The sequence below is a fragment of the Caulobacter sp. GW822-FHT07D08 genome (assembly GCF_058798735.1).
In genome coordinates, this window is the sequence record NZ_JBXAKU010000009.1 from 67,535 (window position 1) to 86,479 (window position 18,945).

An 18,945-nucleotide genomic window follows, 5' to 3' on the forward strand; every position below is an offset into this window, starting at 1 on the left:
TGAAGCCGCGACAGGAGAAAGGCACTGTTCCGCGCAGCGGAATGGTTCGCATTCCAAGAACCGGAACGATCATCTCGCGGATGGGCCTGCTCTAGCCTAGTTGATCCGACGATCCGCCCGCAGCCGCCCGGCCGCGAAGTCGATGAAGGTGCGGACCTTGGCCGGCGCGTGCCGGCCTTCGGGGTGGACGATGTGGACCGGCAGCGGATGCTCCTCATAGGCGGGGAGCACCGTGCGCAGCGCGCCGGACTCCAGCGACGGGGCCGCCTGGTAGGACAGCACCCGCGTCAGGCCGAATCCGTTGATCGCCGCCCGCAGCGCCGCGTCGTTGGTGTTGCAGTAGAGGCGCGGATAGACGTGGACGATGGTCTTCTGGTCCTGACCGAAGCGCCATTCCGTCGAGGTCCAGGCGCTGGTCGCCGCGATCACCGAGTGGCTGGCGAGGTCCGCCGGCTTGGCCGGAACGCCATTCTTCTCGAAATAGTCGGGCGAACCGCAAACGACCCGGCGCACCGAGCCGACCCGCAAGGCGCTGAACCCTGAATTGGGAAGGTTGCCGATCCGCACGGCCAGATCCACGCCCTCGTCGACAAGGTTGACCATCCGGTCGACGAACAGGGTGCGGATGCTGACCCGCGGATATTCGGCAAGGTAATCCATGATGATCGGCAGGATGTACTGTTGGCCGAACATCACCGAGGCGGTGATGGTCAGCGTGCCGCTGGGCGTGGCGAAACTGCCCGCGGCGCTGGCTTCGGCCTCGGAGAGTTCGGCCAGGATCCGCGAGCAGTCGTCGAAGAACCGCGCGCCGGCGTCGGTCAGGGTCACCGAGCGGGTCGTGCGGACCAGCAGACGCGCGCCGATCATCTCCTCCAGCGCCGCGACCGCGCGGGTCACGGCGGGCGGACTCATGTGCAGGTGTCGCGCGGCCTCGGCGAAGCCCTTGGTCTCGGCGACCTTCACGAACACTCTCATCGCCTGCCAGCGATCCATGATCGTCCGCCCCTGTTCCCGAGTCTCTGGCGTTATATCCGGGACGCGATACCCAAGGCCACGCCTTCGCGGTCGGTCACCGCTTCGGGATCCGGGCGGGAGGCTTTGCATCGCGCTTCGTCGCCAATGCACGCAATCTGATCATATCGACTACAATATACGGGAAAGATTTGACCTCGGCGGCGGGGCGCTACAGAACTTCGTTCGCGCAAGATTCCCGCCGGAAGGGGTGTCGCGCGAGCGCCTGTGTTGTTGGGCCGTTGGGGAGAAGAAACTTGGATAGACGTCAGTTCCTTGCCGCCTGCGGGATCGGCGCCGGCGGCGTTCTGCTGCCCGGCTTCGGCCGCGCCATCGCCGCCGAACAGCTGGTCGAGACCCTCGACGTGGCCGTCAAGAAGCGCTTGGCCGACGCGGCCATGAGCGCCGCCAAGGCCGCCGGGGCCAGCTATTGCGACGTGCGCGTGGGCCGCTACCTGCGCCAGTTCATCCAGACGCGCGAAGCCAACGTCCAGGGCGTGACCAACACCGAGTCCAGCGGCGTCGGCGTGCGCGTCATCGCCGGCGGGGCCTGGGGCTTCGCGGCCACCAACAGCCTGTCGGCGGAGGCCGTGGCCGACACCGCCCGCCTGGCGGTCGCCATCGCCAAGGCCAACGCCAAGAACCAGACCGCGCCCGTGCAGCTGGCCCCGACCAAGGGCGTCGGCGAGGTGAAGTGGGCCACGCCCCTGCGCCGCAACGGCATGGAAGTCTCGCTGCAGGAGAAGGTCGACCTGCTGATGCGCGTCAACGGCGCGGCGATGAAGGCCGGCGCCAACTTCGTCAATTCCAGCCTGTTCCTGATCAACGAGCAGAAGTACTTCGCCAGCACCGACGGCTCGTACATCGACCAGGACGTTCATCGCATCTGGTCGCCGTTCACGGTCACGGCCGTCGACAAGACCACCGGCAAGTTCCGCTCGCGCGAAGGCCTCTCGGCCCCGATGGGCATGGGCTACGAGTACCTGGACCCGCAGGCCAAGGACAAGACCCTCTCGCCCAACGGCATCATCAGCTACGGCCGGTCCTACGACATGGTCGAGGACGCCCAGGCCGCCGCCGTGCAGGCGCGCGAGAAGCTGACCGCCAAGTCGGTCAAGCCGGGCCGCTACGACCTGGTTCTGGATCCCAACCACCTGGGCCTGACCATCCACGAGTCGGTCGGCCACCCGCTCGAGCTCGACCGCGTGCTCGGCTACGAGGCCAACTACGCCGGCACCAGCTTCGCCACGCTGGACAAGCGCGCGGCGCACTTCAAGTACGGCAGCGACCTCGTCAACATCATGGCCGACAAGCTGCAACCAGGCAGCCTCGGGGCCGTGGGCTTCGACGACGAGGGCGTCAAGACCAAGCAGTGGCCGCTGATCCAGGATGGCAAGCTGGTCGACTACCAGGCCACCCGCGACCAGGCCCACATCCTGGGCAAGACCGAGAGCGACGGCTGCTCCTATGCCGACTCCTGGTCAACCGTGCAGTTCCAGCGGATGCCCAACGTCTCGCTGCAGCCGGGCAAGACGCCGCTCAGCCTCAACGACATGATCGCGGGCGTCGAGGATGGCATCTACATCCTGGGCCGCGGCTCGTTCTCGATCGACCAGCAGCGCTACAACGCCCAGTTCGGCGGCACGCTGTTCTACGAGATCAAGAACGGCAAGATCACCCAGCCGCTGGAAGATGTCGCCTACCAGATGCGCACGCCCGAGTTCTGGAACGCCTGCTCGGCGATCTGCGACGAGCGCGACTACCGCCTGTTCGGTTCCTTCTTCGACGGCAAGGGCCAGCCCAGCCAGGTCTCGGCGGTGAGCCACGGCTCGTCGACCACGCGGTTCAACGGCATCAACGTCATCAACACCGCGCGTTCGCTCGGTTGATCGGTTCGGGGAAGATTATCCAATGAGCATCATGACCGAAGCCGAGGCCAAGACGATCCTCGCGAAAGTCATCAAGCTGTCGACGGCCGATGAGTGCACCGCGCAACTGACCGGTTCGATCGAGGGCAATATCCGCTTCGCCCTGAACAACGTCTCCACCAGTGGCGTCGTCAGCAACATCGACCTTGCCGTCACCGTCGCCTTCGGGCGTCGCGTCGGCACGGCGACGATCAACGAATTCTCGGACTCGGCCCTGGCCCGCGTGGTCAAGCGCGCCGAGGAGCTGGCCAAGCTGGCGCCCGAGAACCCCGAGTTCGTCCCGGCCGTCGAGGCCACGACCTACAAGCCCAGCGACACCTTCAGCCCGGCGACCGCGGCGATCACGCCCGACCAGCGGGCCGAGGTCGCCCGCGCCTCGATCGCCCCGTGCCGCGCCCAGAAGCTGGTCGCCGCCGGCTTCCTGCAGGACGAGCAGAGCTTCGTGGCCTTCGCCAACAGCAAGGGCGCGTTCGGCTATCAGCGCGCCACGGCGATGGACTACACCTGCACCGTGCGCACGGCCGACGGCCGCGGCTCGGGCTGGGTCGCTCGCAACCTGCAGGATTCCAGCAGCTTCAAGGCGGCCAGCGACATCGAGATCGCCATGCGCAAGGCCAGCGCCTCGGCCGAGGCCCAGGCTCTGGAGCCGGGCAAGTACACGGTGATCCTGGAGCCGAACGCGGCCTCGGGCCTGATCTCGTTCATGTTCAACTATTTCGACGCCCGCCAGGCCGACGAAGGCCGCAGCTTCCTGTCCAAGAAGGGCGGCGGCAACAAGCTGGGCGAACAGGTCTTCGATCCGCGCGTCACCTTCATGGCCGACCCGTGGGACAAGGAACTGCCAGTGTTCCCGTGGGACGAGCAGGGCCGTCCGCGCGAGCGCATGCCGCTAGTCGAGAACGGCAAGATCGCCAACCTGCTCTACAGCCCCTACTGGGCCCAGAAGCAGGGCAAGAAGGTCACCGGCCGGCCGGGCAACATCGTCATGTCGGGCGGCACGAAATCGACCGCCGACCTGGTGCGCGAGACCGAGCGTGGCATCCTGGTGACCCGCACCTGGTACATCCGCATGGTCGACCCGCAGACCGTGCTGCTGACCGGCCTGACCCGCGACGGCACCTTCTACATCGAGAACGGCCAGCTGAAGCACCCGCTGAAGAACTTCCGCTTCAACGAGTCTCCGGTGATCATGCTGAACAACATCGACGACCTGGGCCGCCCGGTCCGCGTCAGCGAAGGCGGTCGCATGCAGATGATGATCCCGGCCATGCGCCTGCGGGACTTCACCTTCACCTCGCTGTCGGACGCCGTCTGACGGTCGACATGCCGAGTAGAAGCGTAACGCGTACCGAGTGCCTGCGTCTGCTGGCGGGCGGCGCGATGGGAAGCTGGCTCGCCAGCCGCCCGTCGGCCGTCCACTCTGCGGCTTTTCGGGCGGCGCCGACCTACGACTTCTGGTTCACGCGCCTGCGCTACGACTCCGGCGACTGGGACGTCGACCAGCGGATGCCGTCCAACATCCTGACCTCGCTGGTCGACTACACCAACCTGCGCGTGGACACCGAGGAGCGCGTCGTGCGCCTCTCGGACCCGGCCATGCTGACCGCGCCGTTCTGCTACCTCGCTGGTCACAAGCTGGTCGAATTCAGCCCCGCCGAGGCCACGAACTTCCAGCGCTACGTCCTCAATGGCGGCTTCGTTCTGGTCGACGACTGCAACCACGATATCGACGGCCTGTTCGCAAAGTCGTTCGAGCGTCAGATGGCCAAGCTGTTCGGCGGCGACGCCCTGAAGAAGCTGGCCAAGGACCACCCGATCTATCGCAGCTTCTTCAAGTTCGACGGCCCGCCCGCCACCAGCTTCGAGCTGAACGGCTGGGGCGACGATCTCGTCCATGACTACCTGAAGGGCATCGAGATCAACGGGCGCCTCGGGGTGCTCTACAGCAACAAGGATTACGGCTGCGAGTGGGATTACGACTGGCGCAACAAGCGCTTCCTGGCCGAGGACAACACCAAGTTCGCGGTCAATATCGTCCTCTACGCCCTAACGGCCTGATCCGCCTTACGACCTGTCCGGAGTTCCGATGAGCGTCACCCCCACCGAAGCCGACATCGCGGCCAAGCTCGAGCGCCTGGGCCAGCTGCGCGCGGCGATCGGCCAGGCCATCGTCGGCCAGGACGAGGTCGTCGAACAGTTGCTGATCGGCCTGCTGGCCGGCGGTCACTGCCTGATCGAGGGGGTGCCGGGCCTGGGCAAGACCCTGCTGGTCCGCACCCTGGGCCAGGCGCTGTCGCTGGACTTCCGCCGCGTGCAGTTCACCCCCGACCTGATGCCCAGCGACATCCTCGGCACCGAGGTTCTGGAGGAAGACCACGGCACCGGTCACCGCCACTTCCGCTTTCAGCCCGGCCCGGTCTTCACCCACCTGCTGCTGGCCGACGAACTGAATCGCACGCCGCCCAAGACCCAGGCCGCTCTGCTGGAGGCCATGCAGGAACACCAGGTCAGCTATGCCGGCGTCACCCACCGGCTGTCCGAGCCCTTCTTCGTGCTGGCCACCCAGAACCCGCTGGAGCAGGCCGGCACCTACCCCCTGCCCGAGGCCCAGCTGGACCGCTTCCTGCTCAACATCCGCGTCGGCTATCCGACGGCGGAAGAAGAGCGCGCCATCCTGACTCTGACCACCGGCGGCGCGATCGCCGCCCCGGCGGCGGTGATGACGGGCGAAGACATCGTCGAACTTCAGAAGTGGGTGCGCCAGGTGCATGTCAGCGATGGCCTGCTGACCTGGATCACCGCGCTGGTCCGCGGCACCCGCCCAGGTCCGGACGCCCCTGCCGCCGTCCAGGAATACGTCCGCTGGGGCGCCGGGCCGCGCGCCGGCCAGGCCCTGGTGCTGGCCGCCAAGGCCCGCGCCCTGCTGCACGGACGCCTGGCCGCCACGCGCGACGACGTCAAGGCCCTGGCCGCGCCGGTCATGCGCCACCGCATCCTGCTGTCCTTCGCCGCCGAGGCCGAACGCAAATCGACCGACGACGTGGTCGCCGCCCTGCTGGCCGCCCTGCCCGCGCCGGCCCGCGACTAAGAGCGGAGATGTCCCCGTTCGACCTGCCCCCGGACCTGCGTAGCCGTCTGCGACGTCTGTCGCTGACGCCCCGCGCGGCCGCGGTGCTGATCGGGGACGGACACCACGCCAGCCGCAATCGCGGCGGGGCCATGGAGTTCGCCCAATACCGCGCCTACGAGCGCGGCGACGACCTGCGGCGCATCGACTGGAAGCTTTATTCGCGGTCGGACAAGTTCTTCGTCCGCGACGCCGAACGTGAGAGCCCGGTGGCGATCTGGATCGTCCTCGACGCCAGCGCCTCGATGGGCCAGGCCGATCTTGGCAAGCCCGCTTGGACTCGCTTCGACGCCGCCCGCCGCCTGACCGCCGCGATCATCGAGGTGGCTCTGCAGCAGGGTGACCGCTTCGGGGTGGTCGTGGCTCGGGCCGAGGGGCCGATCATCCTGCCGCCGTCCAGCGACAGCCGCCACCGCGACCGCATCCGCCTGGCGCTGGGTCCCCTGCGGCCCGAGGGCGTCCCCCAGTGGGAGCGGGACCTGAAGGTGCTGGGCGAACGGATCGCACCCGGCGACCTGGTGATCTTCATCTCCGACGGCTTCGACGACGCCTGTGTCGCGGCCGCCGAGCGGCTGGCCGCGTCCGGCCGCGACGTCTCGTTCGTCCAACTCCTGACCGGCGACGAGCGCGACTTCCCGTTCGATCGGAGCCTGCTGTTCCGCGATCCGGAGAGCGACATCGAACTGGCCGGCGATGGCCGCGGCCTGCGCGCCGACTTCCTGACGCGCTTCGCCGAGGCTCGCGCCGCTCTGCGCGCGCGGCTGGAAGCCAAGGGCGCGCGGTTCGTCGAACACTTCAGCGATCGGGATCCGGACCAGCCGATCCAGGATCTCTCCCGCCCGGTGACTCGCGGATGACCCCCGCCCTGCTCGCTCCCGCCGCGCTCGGCGCCCTGCTCGCGGTCCTGGTTCCGCTGGCGATCCACATCGCCCGCCGCACCGAGACGCAAGTCATCGACTTCGCCGCCCTGCGCTGGCTGAACCCGAACCCCAGGCCGGTCCGTCGCCTGCGCCTCGACGAGCGGCGGCTGCTGGCGGTGCGGATCGCGCTGGTGATCGCGGTCGTGCTGGCTCTGGCCGAACCGGTGCTGCGTCCGACAGGCGACGGCCGACCCGTGCTCGCGGTCTCGCCGGCCGTCGACGCCAGGAGCGTCCCGGACCATGGCGAGCGGCGCGTGTGGCTCGCGCCCGGCTACCCAGGCCTCGACCGTCCACCTCCCGCGCCGTCGGCGGACTTCGCCAGCCTCGTGCGCCAGCTCGACGCCGAGACGCCCGGCAAGACGCCGATCACGATCGTCGCGCCGCCGGAATTGAGCGGCGACGCTGAACGGCTTTACCTGTCGCGCAAAGTGGATTGGCGGATCGGCGCGGCGCCCGCGCGCTCGAAGACTGTCACCGCACCAGCGCCGCCCGCACTGACGGTACGCTACGCCCCTGGCAACGAACGCGCCGTCGGTTATTTCCGTGCGGCGGCGACCGCCTACGCCGAGGCGGGCAAGCCGCTCGCCTTCGACGCCGGGCTCGCCGACAGCCCCGTGCCTGGCGCTGCGCGGTATCTCGTCTGGCTCTCCGGCGCGCCCATGCCCGCGGCGACGCTCGACTGGATCGAGGCCGGCGGCGTCGCCTTGCTGGCCCGTGACGCCCCCTCGCCCGTCGAAGGCGCTCAGCCCACGGTCTGGCGCGACGCCGAAGGCGCGCCGCTGGCCACGGCCGGCCGTTTCGGCAAGGGCCGCGTGCTGCGCCTGACCCGCCCCCTCGAGCCCCGCGCCATGCCGGTCCTGGTCGAGCCGGACTTCCCCATCCAGCTCTGGACGCTGCTGGCCCCGCCGCCCGCGCCAAGCCGGGCCGCGGCGGTCGACTATGCCCCCGGCGTTCGCCCGGCGGCGGGCGGTTTGGCTTACAATCCGCATCCCGTCAGCCTGAGGCCTTGGCTGGCTCTGATCATCGCTCTGATCTTCGCCGTCGAGCGCTGGCTGGCGACGCGACGCGACCGCCCGGTGGCCGCATGATCGCCGCCCTCGCCCATCATCTGCGCGCGGCCCGGCGGCGGAGCGTTCTCGATACGCTCGCCGTCGGCCTGCCGATCGTCCTGGCGCTCGCCGCGCTGGGTCTGCGCTGGTTCCAGATCGCCGGGGCCATCGCCGTGCTCGTCGTCGGCGTCCTCGTGCTGGGCTGGATCGCCATCCGACGCAGCCGACGTTTCGATCAGACCTGGCTCATCGCCGCCCTCGACGCCCACGCGCCCGGCCTGGAGGACAGCAGCGCCCTCCTGTTCCAACCCGCCGTCGACGGTCTGGCCGCCCTGCAGCGCGCCCGCCTGGAGGCCCGCCTCGCCGAAGCCGCCGCCGTGGACCTGCGGCCCGACTGGTCCCGTCGCTGGATCCCCTGGACCGCCGGCTTCGGCGCGCTGGTGATCCTCACCGCCCTGTTCTGGCCGCCCGCATCCGGCGTCGCGCTCGGTCCCGAAGAGGCGGAGACCGCATCGCCGCCCGGTGCGCCCAGGGTCACCAACGCCAAGCTGCGGATCACGCCGCCGGCCTATACCGGCCAGCGCCCCTTTGACCAAGGCGGTCTGGACGTGCGCGCGCCGGAGGGATCGCGCATCGAATGGACGGTGAGCTTCCGGCCGCATCCCGACACGGCTAGCCTGAGCTTCCCGGGCGAGGCCCCGCTGTCGCTGCGCCGCGACGACGGACGCTGGCTGGGCGGGCGTGCGTTCGAGCGCTCGGCGCTCTATCGCGTCGAGGCCCCTGGACTGGCCCGCCAGCGCCTGCACCGTCTGGAGATCGTCCCCGACGCTCCGCCGGTCGTCCGCGTCGTGACGCCCGACAGTTCGCTGACCCTCATTGCGCCCGGCCAGAGCCGGTGGGCGCCGGTGTTCGAGGTCCGCGACGACTACGGCGTCGACGGCGCCGCCCAGCTACGCATCACCGTCACCAAGGGCGAGGGTGAGAACATCACCACCACCCAGCGGATCCAGCCGCTCGCCGGCCAGGGCGCCGCGCGGCTCAAGCGCTTCACCGCCGCGCTGGACCTCGCGCGCGAAGGCCTGGCGCCGGGTGGCGACATGATCGTGCAGCTGGTGGTCAGCGACAATCGCAGCCCGCGCCGCCAGACGGTCGAGGGACCTAGCGTCATCCTGCGCTGGCCCGCCGCCATGGGCCTGGCCGAGGGTCTGGACGGCATGGCCAAGCAGGTGATGCCCGTCTATTTCCGGAGCCAGCGCCAGATCGTCATCGACGCCGAGGCCCTGCTCGCCCAGCGCGGCAAGCTCACGCCCGACGCCTTTCTGGACCGCTCGAACAGCCTCGGCGCCGACCAGGCCCAACTTCGCCTGCGCTACGGCCAGTTCATGGGCGAGAAGGCCGAGGGCGAAAGCGGCGGCGGCCTCGACCTGCCGACCAATGACGCCCTGCCGACGGACGACGCTCCCGCCGCGCCGGCTAAGCCCGAGCATCACGACGATGACGGCCACGACCATGGCGGCGGGGCCAATCTCAACGACATGACCGACGTCGTCGCCAAGTACGGCCACGCCCACGACACGGGGGACGCCGCGACGCTGTTCGATCCGGGCACGCGCTCGACCCTGGCCCAGGCGCTGGACGCCATGTGGGATTCCGAGCGCGCCCTGCGCCAGGGCAAGCCCAAGGACGCCTTGCCCCACGCCTACAAGGCCCTGAACCTGCTGAAGACCGCCCAGCAGGCCGGACGCATCTTCCTGGCGCGCACCCCGCCGAAGCTGCCGCCGGTCGACCTGTCCCGCCGCCTGTCCGGCAAGCGCGAGGGCATCGCGCCGGGTCGTTTGGCGCCAGCGACGCGCGATCCCGCCGATACGCCGGCCGTCGAGGTCTGGCGCGCGCTGGGGGACCGCCCCGACGCACCGCTGCAGCTCGAGACCCTGGCCCGCTGGGTGAACGCCAACCAAAAGGGCCTGGCCGATCCGCTGGCCCTGTCGGCGGCGATCGACACGGTCCGCAACGAACCCCAGTGCCAGGACTGCCGCCGCAAGCTGCGCGCCCTGCTGTGGACCGCGCTGGAGCGCCCGCCCACCGCCGTCAGCCGCCGCGATGCCGCCGACGCGCGCGGCCGGCGCTATCTGGATGCGCTGCGATGACGGGCGACTTCGAACTCTGGACGGCGATTCTGATCGCGATCGTCACGATCGGCGGGATCGCGCGGACGGCTCTGCGGCGACGATCGGCCGACGTGCGCGGGCCCGCCTGGCGGTTCGCCGCGCTGATCGCTCTGCAGATCCTGGGCGGCGCGCTGCTCTATCCGACGCTCTTTCCGCCTTCGGTGGGCGCGGCGCCTGGTCGCCTCGTGGTCGCCACGCACGGCGCGAAGCCGGCGGCGCCCGCCTCGGGCGACGTGCTTGTCGCCCTGCCTGAAGCCGGCCCGCTGCCCGGCGCGGTCCGCCTGCCCGACCTCGGCTCGGCCCTGCGGCTATATCCCGAGCCTGGCCGCATTCTGATCGAGGGCGACGGCCTGACGCCGCGCGACCGCATCCCGTTGGATCGCCCCGCAACGTTCGCGCCCTCGCCGCCCCCGCGCGGTCTTGTCGACCTGACGCCGCCGAAGCCCGTCGCCCCGGGGGCGCGCTTCATGGTCACCGGACAGGTCGGGGGCGCCGGAACCGTCGAACTGCTCGATCCGTCCGGCGCCGTGGTCGACCAAACCGCCGTGGCCGCCAATGGCCGCTTCCAGCTGTCGGCCGCCACTCGCGCACCCGGCCTGGCGCTGTTCGACCTGCGCCTGAGGGACGGCGCCGGTCGTCTGGTCGAGCACATCGACATCCCGGTCGAGACCCGCGCTCAGCGCCAGCCGCGCGTACTGGTCCTGGCCGGCGCGCCGAGCGCCGAGACCAAGTATCTGCGCCGCTGGGCCCAGGACGCCGGCATCGCCCTGAGCCTCGACATCGACGTTGGCGGCGGCGTGGTCCTGGGCGATCCGCCGACGCCGGTCACGCGCGCGAGCGTGGCCGAGATCGACCTCGTGGTGGTCGACGATCGGCGCTGGGAAAGCCTGTCGCCCGGCGCTCGGGCCACCCTGGCCGCGGCGACGCAGGACGGCCTCGGCCTGCTGCTGCGTCCGACTGGACCGCTCTCGGCCGCCACCCGACGCGACTGGATGAACCTGGGCATGGCGACCTCGGGCGACGGCGAGGTCCAGGCTTTCCGGCTCGGCGGTCCGACCGACCTGGAACTCAGCCGCTACGACCTGGCGCAAGCCGAACGCGAGGGCGTGCCGTTGATCCGCGACAAGGCCGGCGCGCCGCTGGCCGCCTGGCGGCCGCGCGGCCTGGGTCGCGTGGGCCTCTGGATCGTGGCCGACAGCTATAGCCTTGCCTTGACCGGGCACGCCGATCGCTACGGAGAGCTTTGGAGCGAACTGTTCTCGGCCCTGGCGCGTCCCAGCGATGGCCCGGGCGTGCGCTTGGACGGCATCGCCCGGGCGGGCCAACGCGCGGCGCTCTGCGGCGTCACCGGACCGATCCGAGTCGTCGACCCCGATGGCGTCGAAAGCCGGCCTGTCGTCGATCCGGCGACCGGACCCGCCGCCTGCGCCGCCTACTGGCCTCGCCAGGCCGGATGGCGCAGGGTCTCGGACGGCGCGAGCTTCTACGTCCATCCCGCCGACGCCGCGCCTTCGCTGGCGCGGGCCGCCGACCGCCAGGCGACGCTCGACGCGGTGGCGGCCAGCGTCACGCACGACGCCCGCGTCCTCCGCAGGACACCGGGTTCGTCCTGGCCCTGGGCCGTCGGCCTTCTGGCCGTGCTTGGCCTTCTTTGGTGGCTGGAGCGCCGATCACGCGCTTGAGGGGGCTAGCGGCCGACGGCGCGATCGCGTCAAATCGGATCGACGCATCGACGCCCAGACCGTCGAGCAGCCCTGGGGAGCGAACCATGCCGCACTACGGCGACTATCAGACCGAGATCTATTTTCAGGGTCTGCACGGCGTGCTGCCGAAGTATCCCGTCGACTTCGCCGGCCTCCTGGCGCGGGCCCAGGCGGCGATGCCGCCCTCGACCCTGAAATATGTGCAGGGCGGCTGCGGCGACGAGCACACCCAGGACAGCAACGCCTCGGCCTTCAAGCACTGGGGCCTGATCCCGCGGATGATGGTCGACTGCTCGGCGCGTGACCTCTCCATCGACCTGTTCGGCATGAAGCTGGCCAGCCCGCTGTTCATGGCCCCCATCGGCGTGACCGGGCTCTGCACCCAGGACGGCCACGGCGACCTGGCCGCCGCGAGGGCCGCCGCGACCACGGGAGTGCCGCTCGTGGTCTCGACCCTGACCAACGACCCGCTGGAGGACGTCGCCGCCGCCATGGGCGACACGCCCGGGATGTTCCAGCTCTACACGCCCAAGGATCCCGAACTGGCCGCCAGCCTGGTCAGCCGCGCCGAAGCGGCCGGCTACAAGGCCATCGTCGTCACCCTCGACACCTGGGTCACCGGCTGGCGGCCGCGAGACCTCAACGACTCCAACTTCCCGCAACTGCGCGGCGCCGTACTGGCCAACTATTTCTCGGACCCGCGCTTTCGCGCCATGGTCGGCAAGGATCCAAAGACGGACCTCCAGACCTCGGTCATGACCTGGGCGGCGACCTTCGGCAAGGTGCTGACCTGGACCGATCTGCCATGGCTGCGGTCACTGACCAAGCTGCCGATCGTGTTGAAGGGCATCTGCCATCCCGACGACGTGCGCCGCGCCAAGGACGAGGGCGTCGACGGCGTCTACTGCTCCAACCACGGCGGCCGGCAGGCCAATGGCGGCATCGCCGCGATCGACATGCTGCCGGGGGTGGTTGAGGCGGCGGGCGACACGCCGGTGCTGTTCGACTCCGGCGTCCGCTCGGGCAGCGACGTCGCCAAGGCCCTGGCGATCGGCGCGATGGCCGTGGGCGTCGGGCGTCCCTATTCCTACGGCCTGGCCCTGGGCGGGACCGAAGGCGCGGTCCATGTCCTGCGCTCGCTGCTGGCCGAGGCGGACCTGCTGATGGCCGTCGACGGCTTCCCGACGATCAAGGCCCTGCGCGAGGCCGGAGCGGTGCGCCTGCCGGCATAGCCTCGGGCCCTTTCGGCGAGCCGGCCTCGCCTGTCACGCTTTGTCACAATCGCGATGCAGAGCCGCAAGGCGACCTCGCCACTCTCGAACCGTTGAAAGGCCGCACCCGATGGCGCGGCCCCTGTTCGGGAGAACAAGGATGCGCAAGACCCACACCCGCGTGTTGGCCCTGGCCGCCGTCGCTGGACTCGCCGTCGCCGGCGCCGCGAGCGCCGAAACCGTCCGCCTGCCCGCCAAGCAGACCGCCCTGACCGCCGACCACTTTCACGCCCGCGCTCAAGTCATCGACGACCCGTTGGACATCGAGACGGTGATCAGCACCGAGCGCGGCTTCCAGACGGGCAAGGGTGTCTTCAAGTCGCCCAGCAACGACAACCACCTGCGGGCGGTCGTCGACAAGCGCTCGGGCGCCACGCGCTTCGAGGTGCGTCAGAGCCTGACCTATCCGGGCTCGATCCGCGGCTACAGCGAAGTCTCGCACCAGACGGGCCAATGGCCGGTCGCGGCGCCGCTGACCAAGATCCGTGACAACGCCAGCCACTGCTTCCTGTTCGAGGCGCCGGAAGTCTGTCGCGAGGAGGTCTCGTTCGGCGTCGCCGAGAACGAACTGCGCCGCGCCGCCGCGACGCCGGGCGCCTGGGCCTTCAAGTTCACCTCGGCCAAGGGCTACGAGCACCGCGCCGCCATCACCCACGCCGAGATCGAGGGCCTGCTGAAGGCCGTCGACACCTACCGCCGCGCCCTGCCCGCCATCCAGGCGCAAGTCGACACCGCCGCTGGCGGGTGAGTTTCCTCGTTCAAGTTCCCGGAGTCTGTTTCGTATGAAAGTCCTCGCGTCCCTCGGCCTCGCCGCCGCCTGCCTGCTGGCCTCTCCGGCCCTGGCGGGTCCCGCCGGCACCGGCCTGACCTTCACCGAGGAGGTCGCCAAGAAGAACCTCCAGAAGCGCGCCGCCAAGGCCCAGACGGCCCTCGCTTGCGCCAAGCCCAAGGCTCCCGCGGCCAACGTCGCGCCCGGAGAAGTCACCCCCGACACCTGCCGCGCCAGCTAGCGCGGCGTACAGAACGGTCGCCGTAACTTCATCGTCGGCGGCGGCCCGCCCTCGCGTGCTCCCCTACCTGCAAAATGCGCGCGAGGGCCCAGTTTCGCTGGGATGCCAGGGGTATCCTCAGTTTAGGCGCGGAGTCGGCGAGAAATCGTCGGCTCCGGCCTTGTTCCCGGCGCCATGGCGCCTAACTAGCCCGAGCATATGGATTCTTTAGGCCACGGAATGATCGCGCTGCCGCGCGACTTGGCGACCGCGCCGCTCGCCTCCACGGTGCTCGTCGTCGAGGACGATCCGGCCCTTCGCACGCTGTTGATGCGTCTGCTGCGCGAGGAAGGCTTCCAGCCGCTTAGCGCGGCCCACGGCGCGGAAATGGCCCGGGTTCTGGAGACCAACACGGTCGACCTGATTCTGCTGGACGTCATGCTGCCGGGCAGCAACGGCTTCGATCTTTGCCGCCTGGTGCGCCGCGAGAGCGACGTGCCGATCGTCATGCTCAGCGCCCGCCATGACGAGACCGACCGCCTGATCGGCCTGGAGCTCGGCGCCGACGACTATATCGGCAAGCCCTTCAGCAAGAAGGAGCTGATCGCCCGTATCCGCGCCATCCTGCGCCGGACTCAGGCCGGCTCGCAATCGAGCCAGCCGCGCGGCCACCAGCGGATGACGTTCTCAGGCTGGAGCCTGGATCCCGGCCGCCGCGAGCTGCTGTCGCCGGACGGGGCCTTCGTCGACCTGTCGGGCGCCGAGTTCGACCTGCTGCTGGCCTTCGTCAGCTCGCCTCAACGGGTGATCGGCCGCGAGCGCCTGCTTGAGATGTCCCGCGCCCGCCTTTCCGACGCCTCGGACCGCAGCATCGACGTGCTGGTCAGCCGCCTGCGCCGCAAGCTGGCCGTCGTCGGCCAGGCCGAACCTCTGCTGCGCACCGTGCGCGGCGTCGGCTATATCTTCACCGCCGCCGTCGAGCGCCGATGAAGTCCTGGCGGCTATGGCCGCAGCGTCTTGTCGGCCAGGTCACCCTGGTCCTGATGCTGGCCGTGGCCCTGGAGTTCATTGGCAGTTCGATCCTGTTCGAGAACAGCCGCCTCTATCCCGACCGCGAGAACCAGATCCGACGCGTGGCCGAGCAACTGGTAGCCGCGACGGGCATCCTGGAGGCCTCATCCCCCGACGAGCGCGGGGTGCGGGCGGCGGTGATTTCCAATCGCGCCACCCACCTGACCTGGTCGGTCCTGCCCACGCTGGTCGACGGCGGCCGGGCGGTCGAAAACGACTACCGCGAGGAACTGTTCGACGCCGAGCCCAGCCTGCGCGACCGGGATCTGCGCGTCCACGCCGACATCGACCGCGCCCTGCCGCGCGACACGCACCTGAAGGTGGCCGTCAAGTTGCGCGACGGCAGTTGGATGGCGTTGAGCACCAAGATACGCGTCGCGCCCTGGGCCGTGCTGCTGAGCGGCTTCGGCTCGGCCTTTACGTTGGGCCTAGGCGTGATCATCGCCGCGGTGCTGGTGCTGCGCAATCTCAGCCGCCCGTTGCGGGCGCTGGCCGAGGCGGCCGACAAGGTCGGTAAGGGCGCTCAGGTCCGCATCGCCGAGAGCGGGGCCGGCGATCTCAAGCTGGTGGCCAAGGCCTTCAACGCCATGCAGGACCGCATCGCCGGCCTGCTGCAAGCCCGCACCGAGGCCCTGGCCGCGGTCGGCCATGATCTGCGCACGCCTCTGGCCCGCCTGCGGCTGAGGGCCGGTTTCGTGACGGACGCCGACGCTCGCGAAGCCCTGGAGGCCGACGTCGACGAGATGACGTCCATGCTGGACTCCCTGCTGGCCTATCTGGGCGGCCAGGAGGATCCCGAGCCCCGGCGACGAACGGACCTGGCCGCCATCGCCATGACCGTCGTCGACGACGCCGCCGACGCCGAGCGGCCAGCGACCTATGCCGGCCTCGACCACCTGCCCGTGCTGGCCCGGCCGCTGTCGGTGAAACGGGCGATCAGCAACATCGTCGAGAACGCCTTGCACTATGGCGGCGACGCCATGCTGACCCTGACACGCGAGGGCGACGCGGCGGTGCTGGCCATCGAGGACAACGGTCCCGGCATCCCCGAGGCCGAGCTGGCTCATGTGCTGCAGCCGTTCCATCGTCTCGACGACGCCCGGGCCCGCAACACCGGCGGTCTCGGCCTGGGCCTGACCATCGTCCAGCAGATCCTGCAACGCGAGAATGGAACCCTGGTCCTGAAGAACCGCCCTCAAGGCGGACTGCGCGTCGAGATCCGCCTACCCGCGCTTTAGCGCGCCCAAGACGTCCCCCCCAAAGACATCTTCCAAGACATCCTTTGTCACAAAGCCGCTGCACCGCAGCAAAGACCCCAAACGACCTTCATCGACGCATCCGGCGCTTCTCGCCGTGACGCTCGCCGCGGCGCCCGCCCCCCTTTTGGGCGTCGCGGCGATCAGTTCATGGAGGTCCCTTGGAACAGTTTCTCGAACGCGCCGCGCTCTTTCGCGGCCAGGTCTTCCCCGCCCAGAGCGCCCTCTACGAACGCCTGGCCAGCCACGGCCAGAGCCCCTCGGCCCTGATGATCTCGTGCGCGGACTCGCGCGTGGTCCCCGAACTGATCACCCAGGCCGCCCCCGGCGACCTGTTCGTCTGCCGCAACGCCGGCAACATCGTTCCGCCGTTCAGCCAAGCCAATGGCGGCGTCTCGTCGGCGGTTGAATACGCCGTCATGGCCCTGGGCGTTCGCGACATCGTCGTCTGCGGCCACTCCGACTGCGGTGCGATGAAGGCGTTCTCGAACCCGGCGGCTCTGGAAAAGATGCCGAACGTGGCCGCCTGGCTGCGCCACGCCCACGCCGCCCACAGCGTCGTCTGCAACGCCTATCACGGCCTGGACGAGCACGGCACGACCCGCGCCCTGTCGCTGGAAAACGTCGTCGTCCAGCTGAACCATCTGCGCACCCACCCGTCGGTGGCGTCGGCCATCGCCCAAGGCAAATTGACCCTGCACGGCTGGTTCTTCGAGATCGAGACCGGCCAGATCCAGGCCTATAATGGCGACACCGGCCAGTTCGAGCAGGTCTACGAAGGGGCTCCGCTGCCCGTCGCCCAGCGCCCCTCGCGCCGCATGGTCGCCGCCGATCACCTGGGCATCGCCGCCGAATGACCCAAGCTGTCGCCTCCTCTCCCCAGGGTGTGAAGCCTGGCTTCTCGACGATCCTGTCGCGTGACTTCATCGCCTCGATCGTCGTCTTCCTCGTGGCGATGCCCCTCTGCATGGGCATCGCCGTCGCCTCGGGCGTCCCGGCCGAGCGCGGCCTCGTCACCGGCATCATCGGCGGCGTCATCGTCGGGGCCCTGGCCGGCTCGCCCTTGCAGGTCAGCGGGCCCGCCGCCGGCCTGGCGGTCATCGTCTTCGAGATCGTCGCCAAGCACGGCCTGTCCATGCTGGGTCCGATCCTGGTCGTCGCCGGGCTGATCCAGTTGATCGCCGGCGCCGCCAAGCTGGGCAACTGGTTCCGCGCCATCTCGCCAGCCGTCGTGCATGGCATGTTGGCCGGCATCGGCGTGCTGATCGTGGCGGGCCAGTTCCACGTGCTGTTCGGCGACTCGCCCAAGGCCCACGGCCTGCAGAATCTGGCGGCCATCCCGTCGGCTCTGGCCGGCGTTCAGTTCGCCACCCTGACCCAGGTCGAAGCCGCCCTGGCGGTCGGCGTGGTGACCATCGGCTCGATCCTGCTGTGGGAGAAATTCCGCCCCAAGGCGCTGAAGCTGGTCCCGGGCGCCCTGCTGGGCGTCGTCGCCGGCACCGTGCTGGCCACGGTCCTGGGCCTGGACGTCCAGAAGATCGTCGTGCCGGAATCGATCGCCGCGGCGATCGCCATTCCTGGCGTCGGCGACTTCGCCCGCATGGCCGATCCGATGCTGCTGGTGACCGCCATCGCGGTGGCCTTCATCGCCTCGGCCGAGACCCTGCTGTCGGCCGCCGCCGTCGATCGCATGCACGACGGCGAGCGCACCAAGTACAACAAGGAGCTGGGCGCACAGGGCGTCGGCAACATGCTGTGCGGCCTGGTCGGCGCCCTGCCGATGACCGGCGTGATCGTGCGTAGCTCCGCCAACGTCCAGGCCGGCGCCATGACTCGCCTGTCGGCGATCCTGCACGGCGTCTGGATCCTGGCCTTCGTCGCCCTGCTGCCCTGGCTGCTGCGCATGGTGCCCAGCGCGGCCCTCGCCGGCGTGCTGGTCGTCACGGGCTGGAAGCTGGTCAGCCTGGACCATGTCCGCCACCTCTTCGCCCGCTACGGTCTGCTGCCGGCGATGATCTGGGCGGCGACCTTCGTGATGGTCGTGGCGACGGACCTCCTGACCGGCGTGCTGGTCGGCATGGGGCTGACGCTGCTCGAGCTGGTCCCCAACCTCAAGAAGATGCGCCTCAGCGTCTCCCAGCACGAACTGGGTCCCGACGAGAGCGAGATCCGACTGGAGGGTGCGGCCACGTTCATTCAGCTGCCGAAGATCGCCAAGGTCCTCGACGGCGCGCCGAACAATGGCCGGGTGAAGCTGGACACGCGCGGCCTCACCAGCCTGGACCACACCGTCGCCGAGGCTCTCAGCGACTGGCTGAAAGGCAAGGCGCGCGCCGGGGTGAAGGTCGAGCTGCCGCCGGCCTGCGCCTTCGGCGACCGTCTCCGAGCCGCGGGCGCGCACTGACCCACCGTTCGCCCGCCAACTGACCCAGGGGCGCGATCCCAGCGCCCC

At 69.8% G+C, this 18,945-nt stretch carries 16 protein-coding genes; 15 read left to right on the forward strand and 1 reads right to left on the reverse strand.

The window, feature by feature from the left end:
- Positions 1–96: 96 nt before the first annotated feature.
- A complete protein-coding gene (locus AC1RJ9_RS17300; protein ID WP_492838178.1) occupies positions 97–993 on the reverse strand; it encodes a LysR family transcriptional regulator in 897 nt (298 codons plus the stop codon).
- A 275-nt stretch (positions 994–1,268) separates the two neighbouring features.
- Between AC1RJ9_RS17300 and AC1RJ9_RS17305 the strand changes: the two genes are divergently transcribed.
- The 15 genes from AC1RJ9_RS17305 to AC1RJ9_RS17375 all read left to right on the forward strand — a co-directional run bounded on the left by AC1RJ9_RS17305 (position 1,269) and on the right by AC1RJ9_RS17375 (position 18,897).
- Complete coding sequence (locus AC1RJ9_RS17305; RefSeq protein WP_492838180.1) at positions 1,269–2,900, forward strand: TldD/PmbA family protein; 1,632 nt, start codon at positions 1,269–1,271, stop codon at positions 2,898–2,900.
- A gap of 22 nt (positions 2,901–2,922) precedes the next feature.
- The gene (locus AC1RJ9_RS17310; RefSeq protein ID WP_492838182.1) at positions 2,923–4,254 is read left to right on the forward strand and encodes a TldD/PmbA family protein; all 1,332 of its coding nucleotides are present in this window, start codon (positions 2,923–2,925) and stop codon (positions 4,252–4,254) included.
- A gap of 8 nt (positions 4,255–4,262) precedes the next feature.
- Positions 4,263–4,997, forward strand: a complete 735-nt coding sequence (locus AC1RJ9_RS17315) for a DUF4159 domain-containing protein (protein ID WP_492838184.1) — start codon at positions 4,263–4,265, stop codon at positions 4,995–4,997.
- Between the two features lie 28 nt (positions 4,998–5,025).
- Positions 5,026–6,027 (forward strand): AAA family ATPase, encoded by a 1,002-nt coding sequence (locus AC1RJ9_RS17320; protein WP_492838186.1) that lies wholly within the window; start codon positions 5,026–5,028, stop codon positions 6,025–6,027.
- Between the two features lie 8 nt (positions 6,028–6,035).
- A complete protein-coding gene (locus tag AC1RJ9_RS17325) occupies positions 6,036–6,923 on the forward strand; it encodes a DUF58 domain-containing protein (RefSeq protein WP_492838188.1) in 888 nt (295 codons plus the stop codon).
- A complete protein-coding gene (locus AC1RJ9_RS17330) occupies positions 6,920–8,074 on the forward strand; it encodes a BatA domain-containing protein (protein WP_492838190.1) in 1,155 nt (384 codons plus the stop codon). Before AC1RJ9_RS17325 ends, AC1RJ9_RS17330 begins: the two co-directional genes overlap by 4 nt.
- Positions 8,071–10,182 carry a DUF4175 family protein gene (locus AC1RJ9_RS17335; RefSeq protein ID WP_492838192.1) on the forward strand — a complete coding sequence of 704 codons (2,112 nt, stop codon included), beginning with the start codon at positions 8,071–8,073 and terminating at the stop codon, positions 10,180–10,182. The genes AC1RJ9_RS17330 and AC1RJ9_RS17335 overlap by 4 nt, the downstream gene beginning before the upstream one ends.
- Entirely contained in the window at positions 10,179–11,885 is a 1,707-nt protein-coding gene (locus tag AC1RJ9_RS17340) for a hypothetical protein (protein ID WP_492838193.1), read from the forward strand. Before AC1RJ9_RS17335 ends, AC1RJ9_RS17340 begins: the two co-directional genes overlap by 4 nt.
- An 86-nt stretch (positions 11,886–11,971) precedes the next feature.
- Positions 11,972–13,138 carry an alpha-hydroxy-acid oxidizing protein gene (locus AC1RJ9_RS17345; RefSeq protein WP_492838195.1) on the forward strand — a complete coding sequence of 389 codons (1,167 nt, stop codon included), beginning with the start codon at positions 11,972–11,974 and terminating at the stop codon, positions 13,136–13,138.
- Between the two features lie 139 nt (positions 13,139–13,277).
- Positions 13,278–13,925 carry a hypothetical protein gene (locus AC1RJ9_RS17350; RefSeq protein WP_492838197.1) on the forward strand — a complete coding sequence of 216 codons (648 nt, stop codon included), beginning with the start codon at positions 13,278–13,280 and terminating at the stop codon, positions 13,923–13,925.
- A gap of 34 nt (positions 13,926–13,959) precedes the next feature.
- A complete protein-coding gene (locus tag AC1RJ9_RS17355) occupies positions 13,960–14,187 on the forward strand; it encodes a hypothetical protein (RefSeq protein WP_492838199.1) in 228 nt (75 codons plus the stop codon).
- Positions 14,188–14,406: 219 nt separating this feature from the next.
- Positions 14,407–15,156, forward strand: a complete 750-nt coding sequence (locus AC1RJ9_RS17360; protein ID WP_492838201.1) for a response regulator — start codon at positions 14,407–14,409, stop codon at positions 15,154–15,156.
- The gene (locus AC1RJ9_RS17365) at positions 15,153–16,475 is read left to right on the forward strand and encodes an ATP-binding protein (protein ID WP_492838203.1); all 1,323 of its coding nucleotides are present in this window, start codon (positions 15,153–15,155) and stop codon (positions 16,473–16,475) included. Before AC1RJ9_RS17360 ends, AC1RJ9_RS17365 begins: the two co-directional genes overlap by 4 nt.
- Positions 16,476–16,654: 179 nt before the next feature.
- A complete protein-coding gene (locus AC1RJ9_RS17370; protein ID WP_125157796.1) occupies positions 16,655–17,350 on the forward strand; it encodes a carbonic anhydrase in 696 nt (231 codons plus the stop codon).
- Entirely contained in the window at positions 17,347–18,897 is a 1,551-nt protein-coding gene (locus AC1RJ9_RS17375) for a SulP family inorganic anion transporter (RefSeq protein WP_492838206.1), read from the forward strand. Before AC1RJ9_RS17370 ends, AC1RJ9_RS17375 begins: the two co-directional genes overlap by 4 nt.
- The last annotated feature ends 48 nt before the right edge of the window (positions 18,898–18,945 follow it).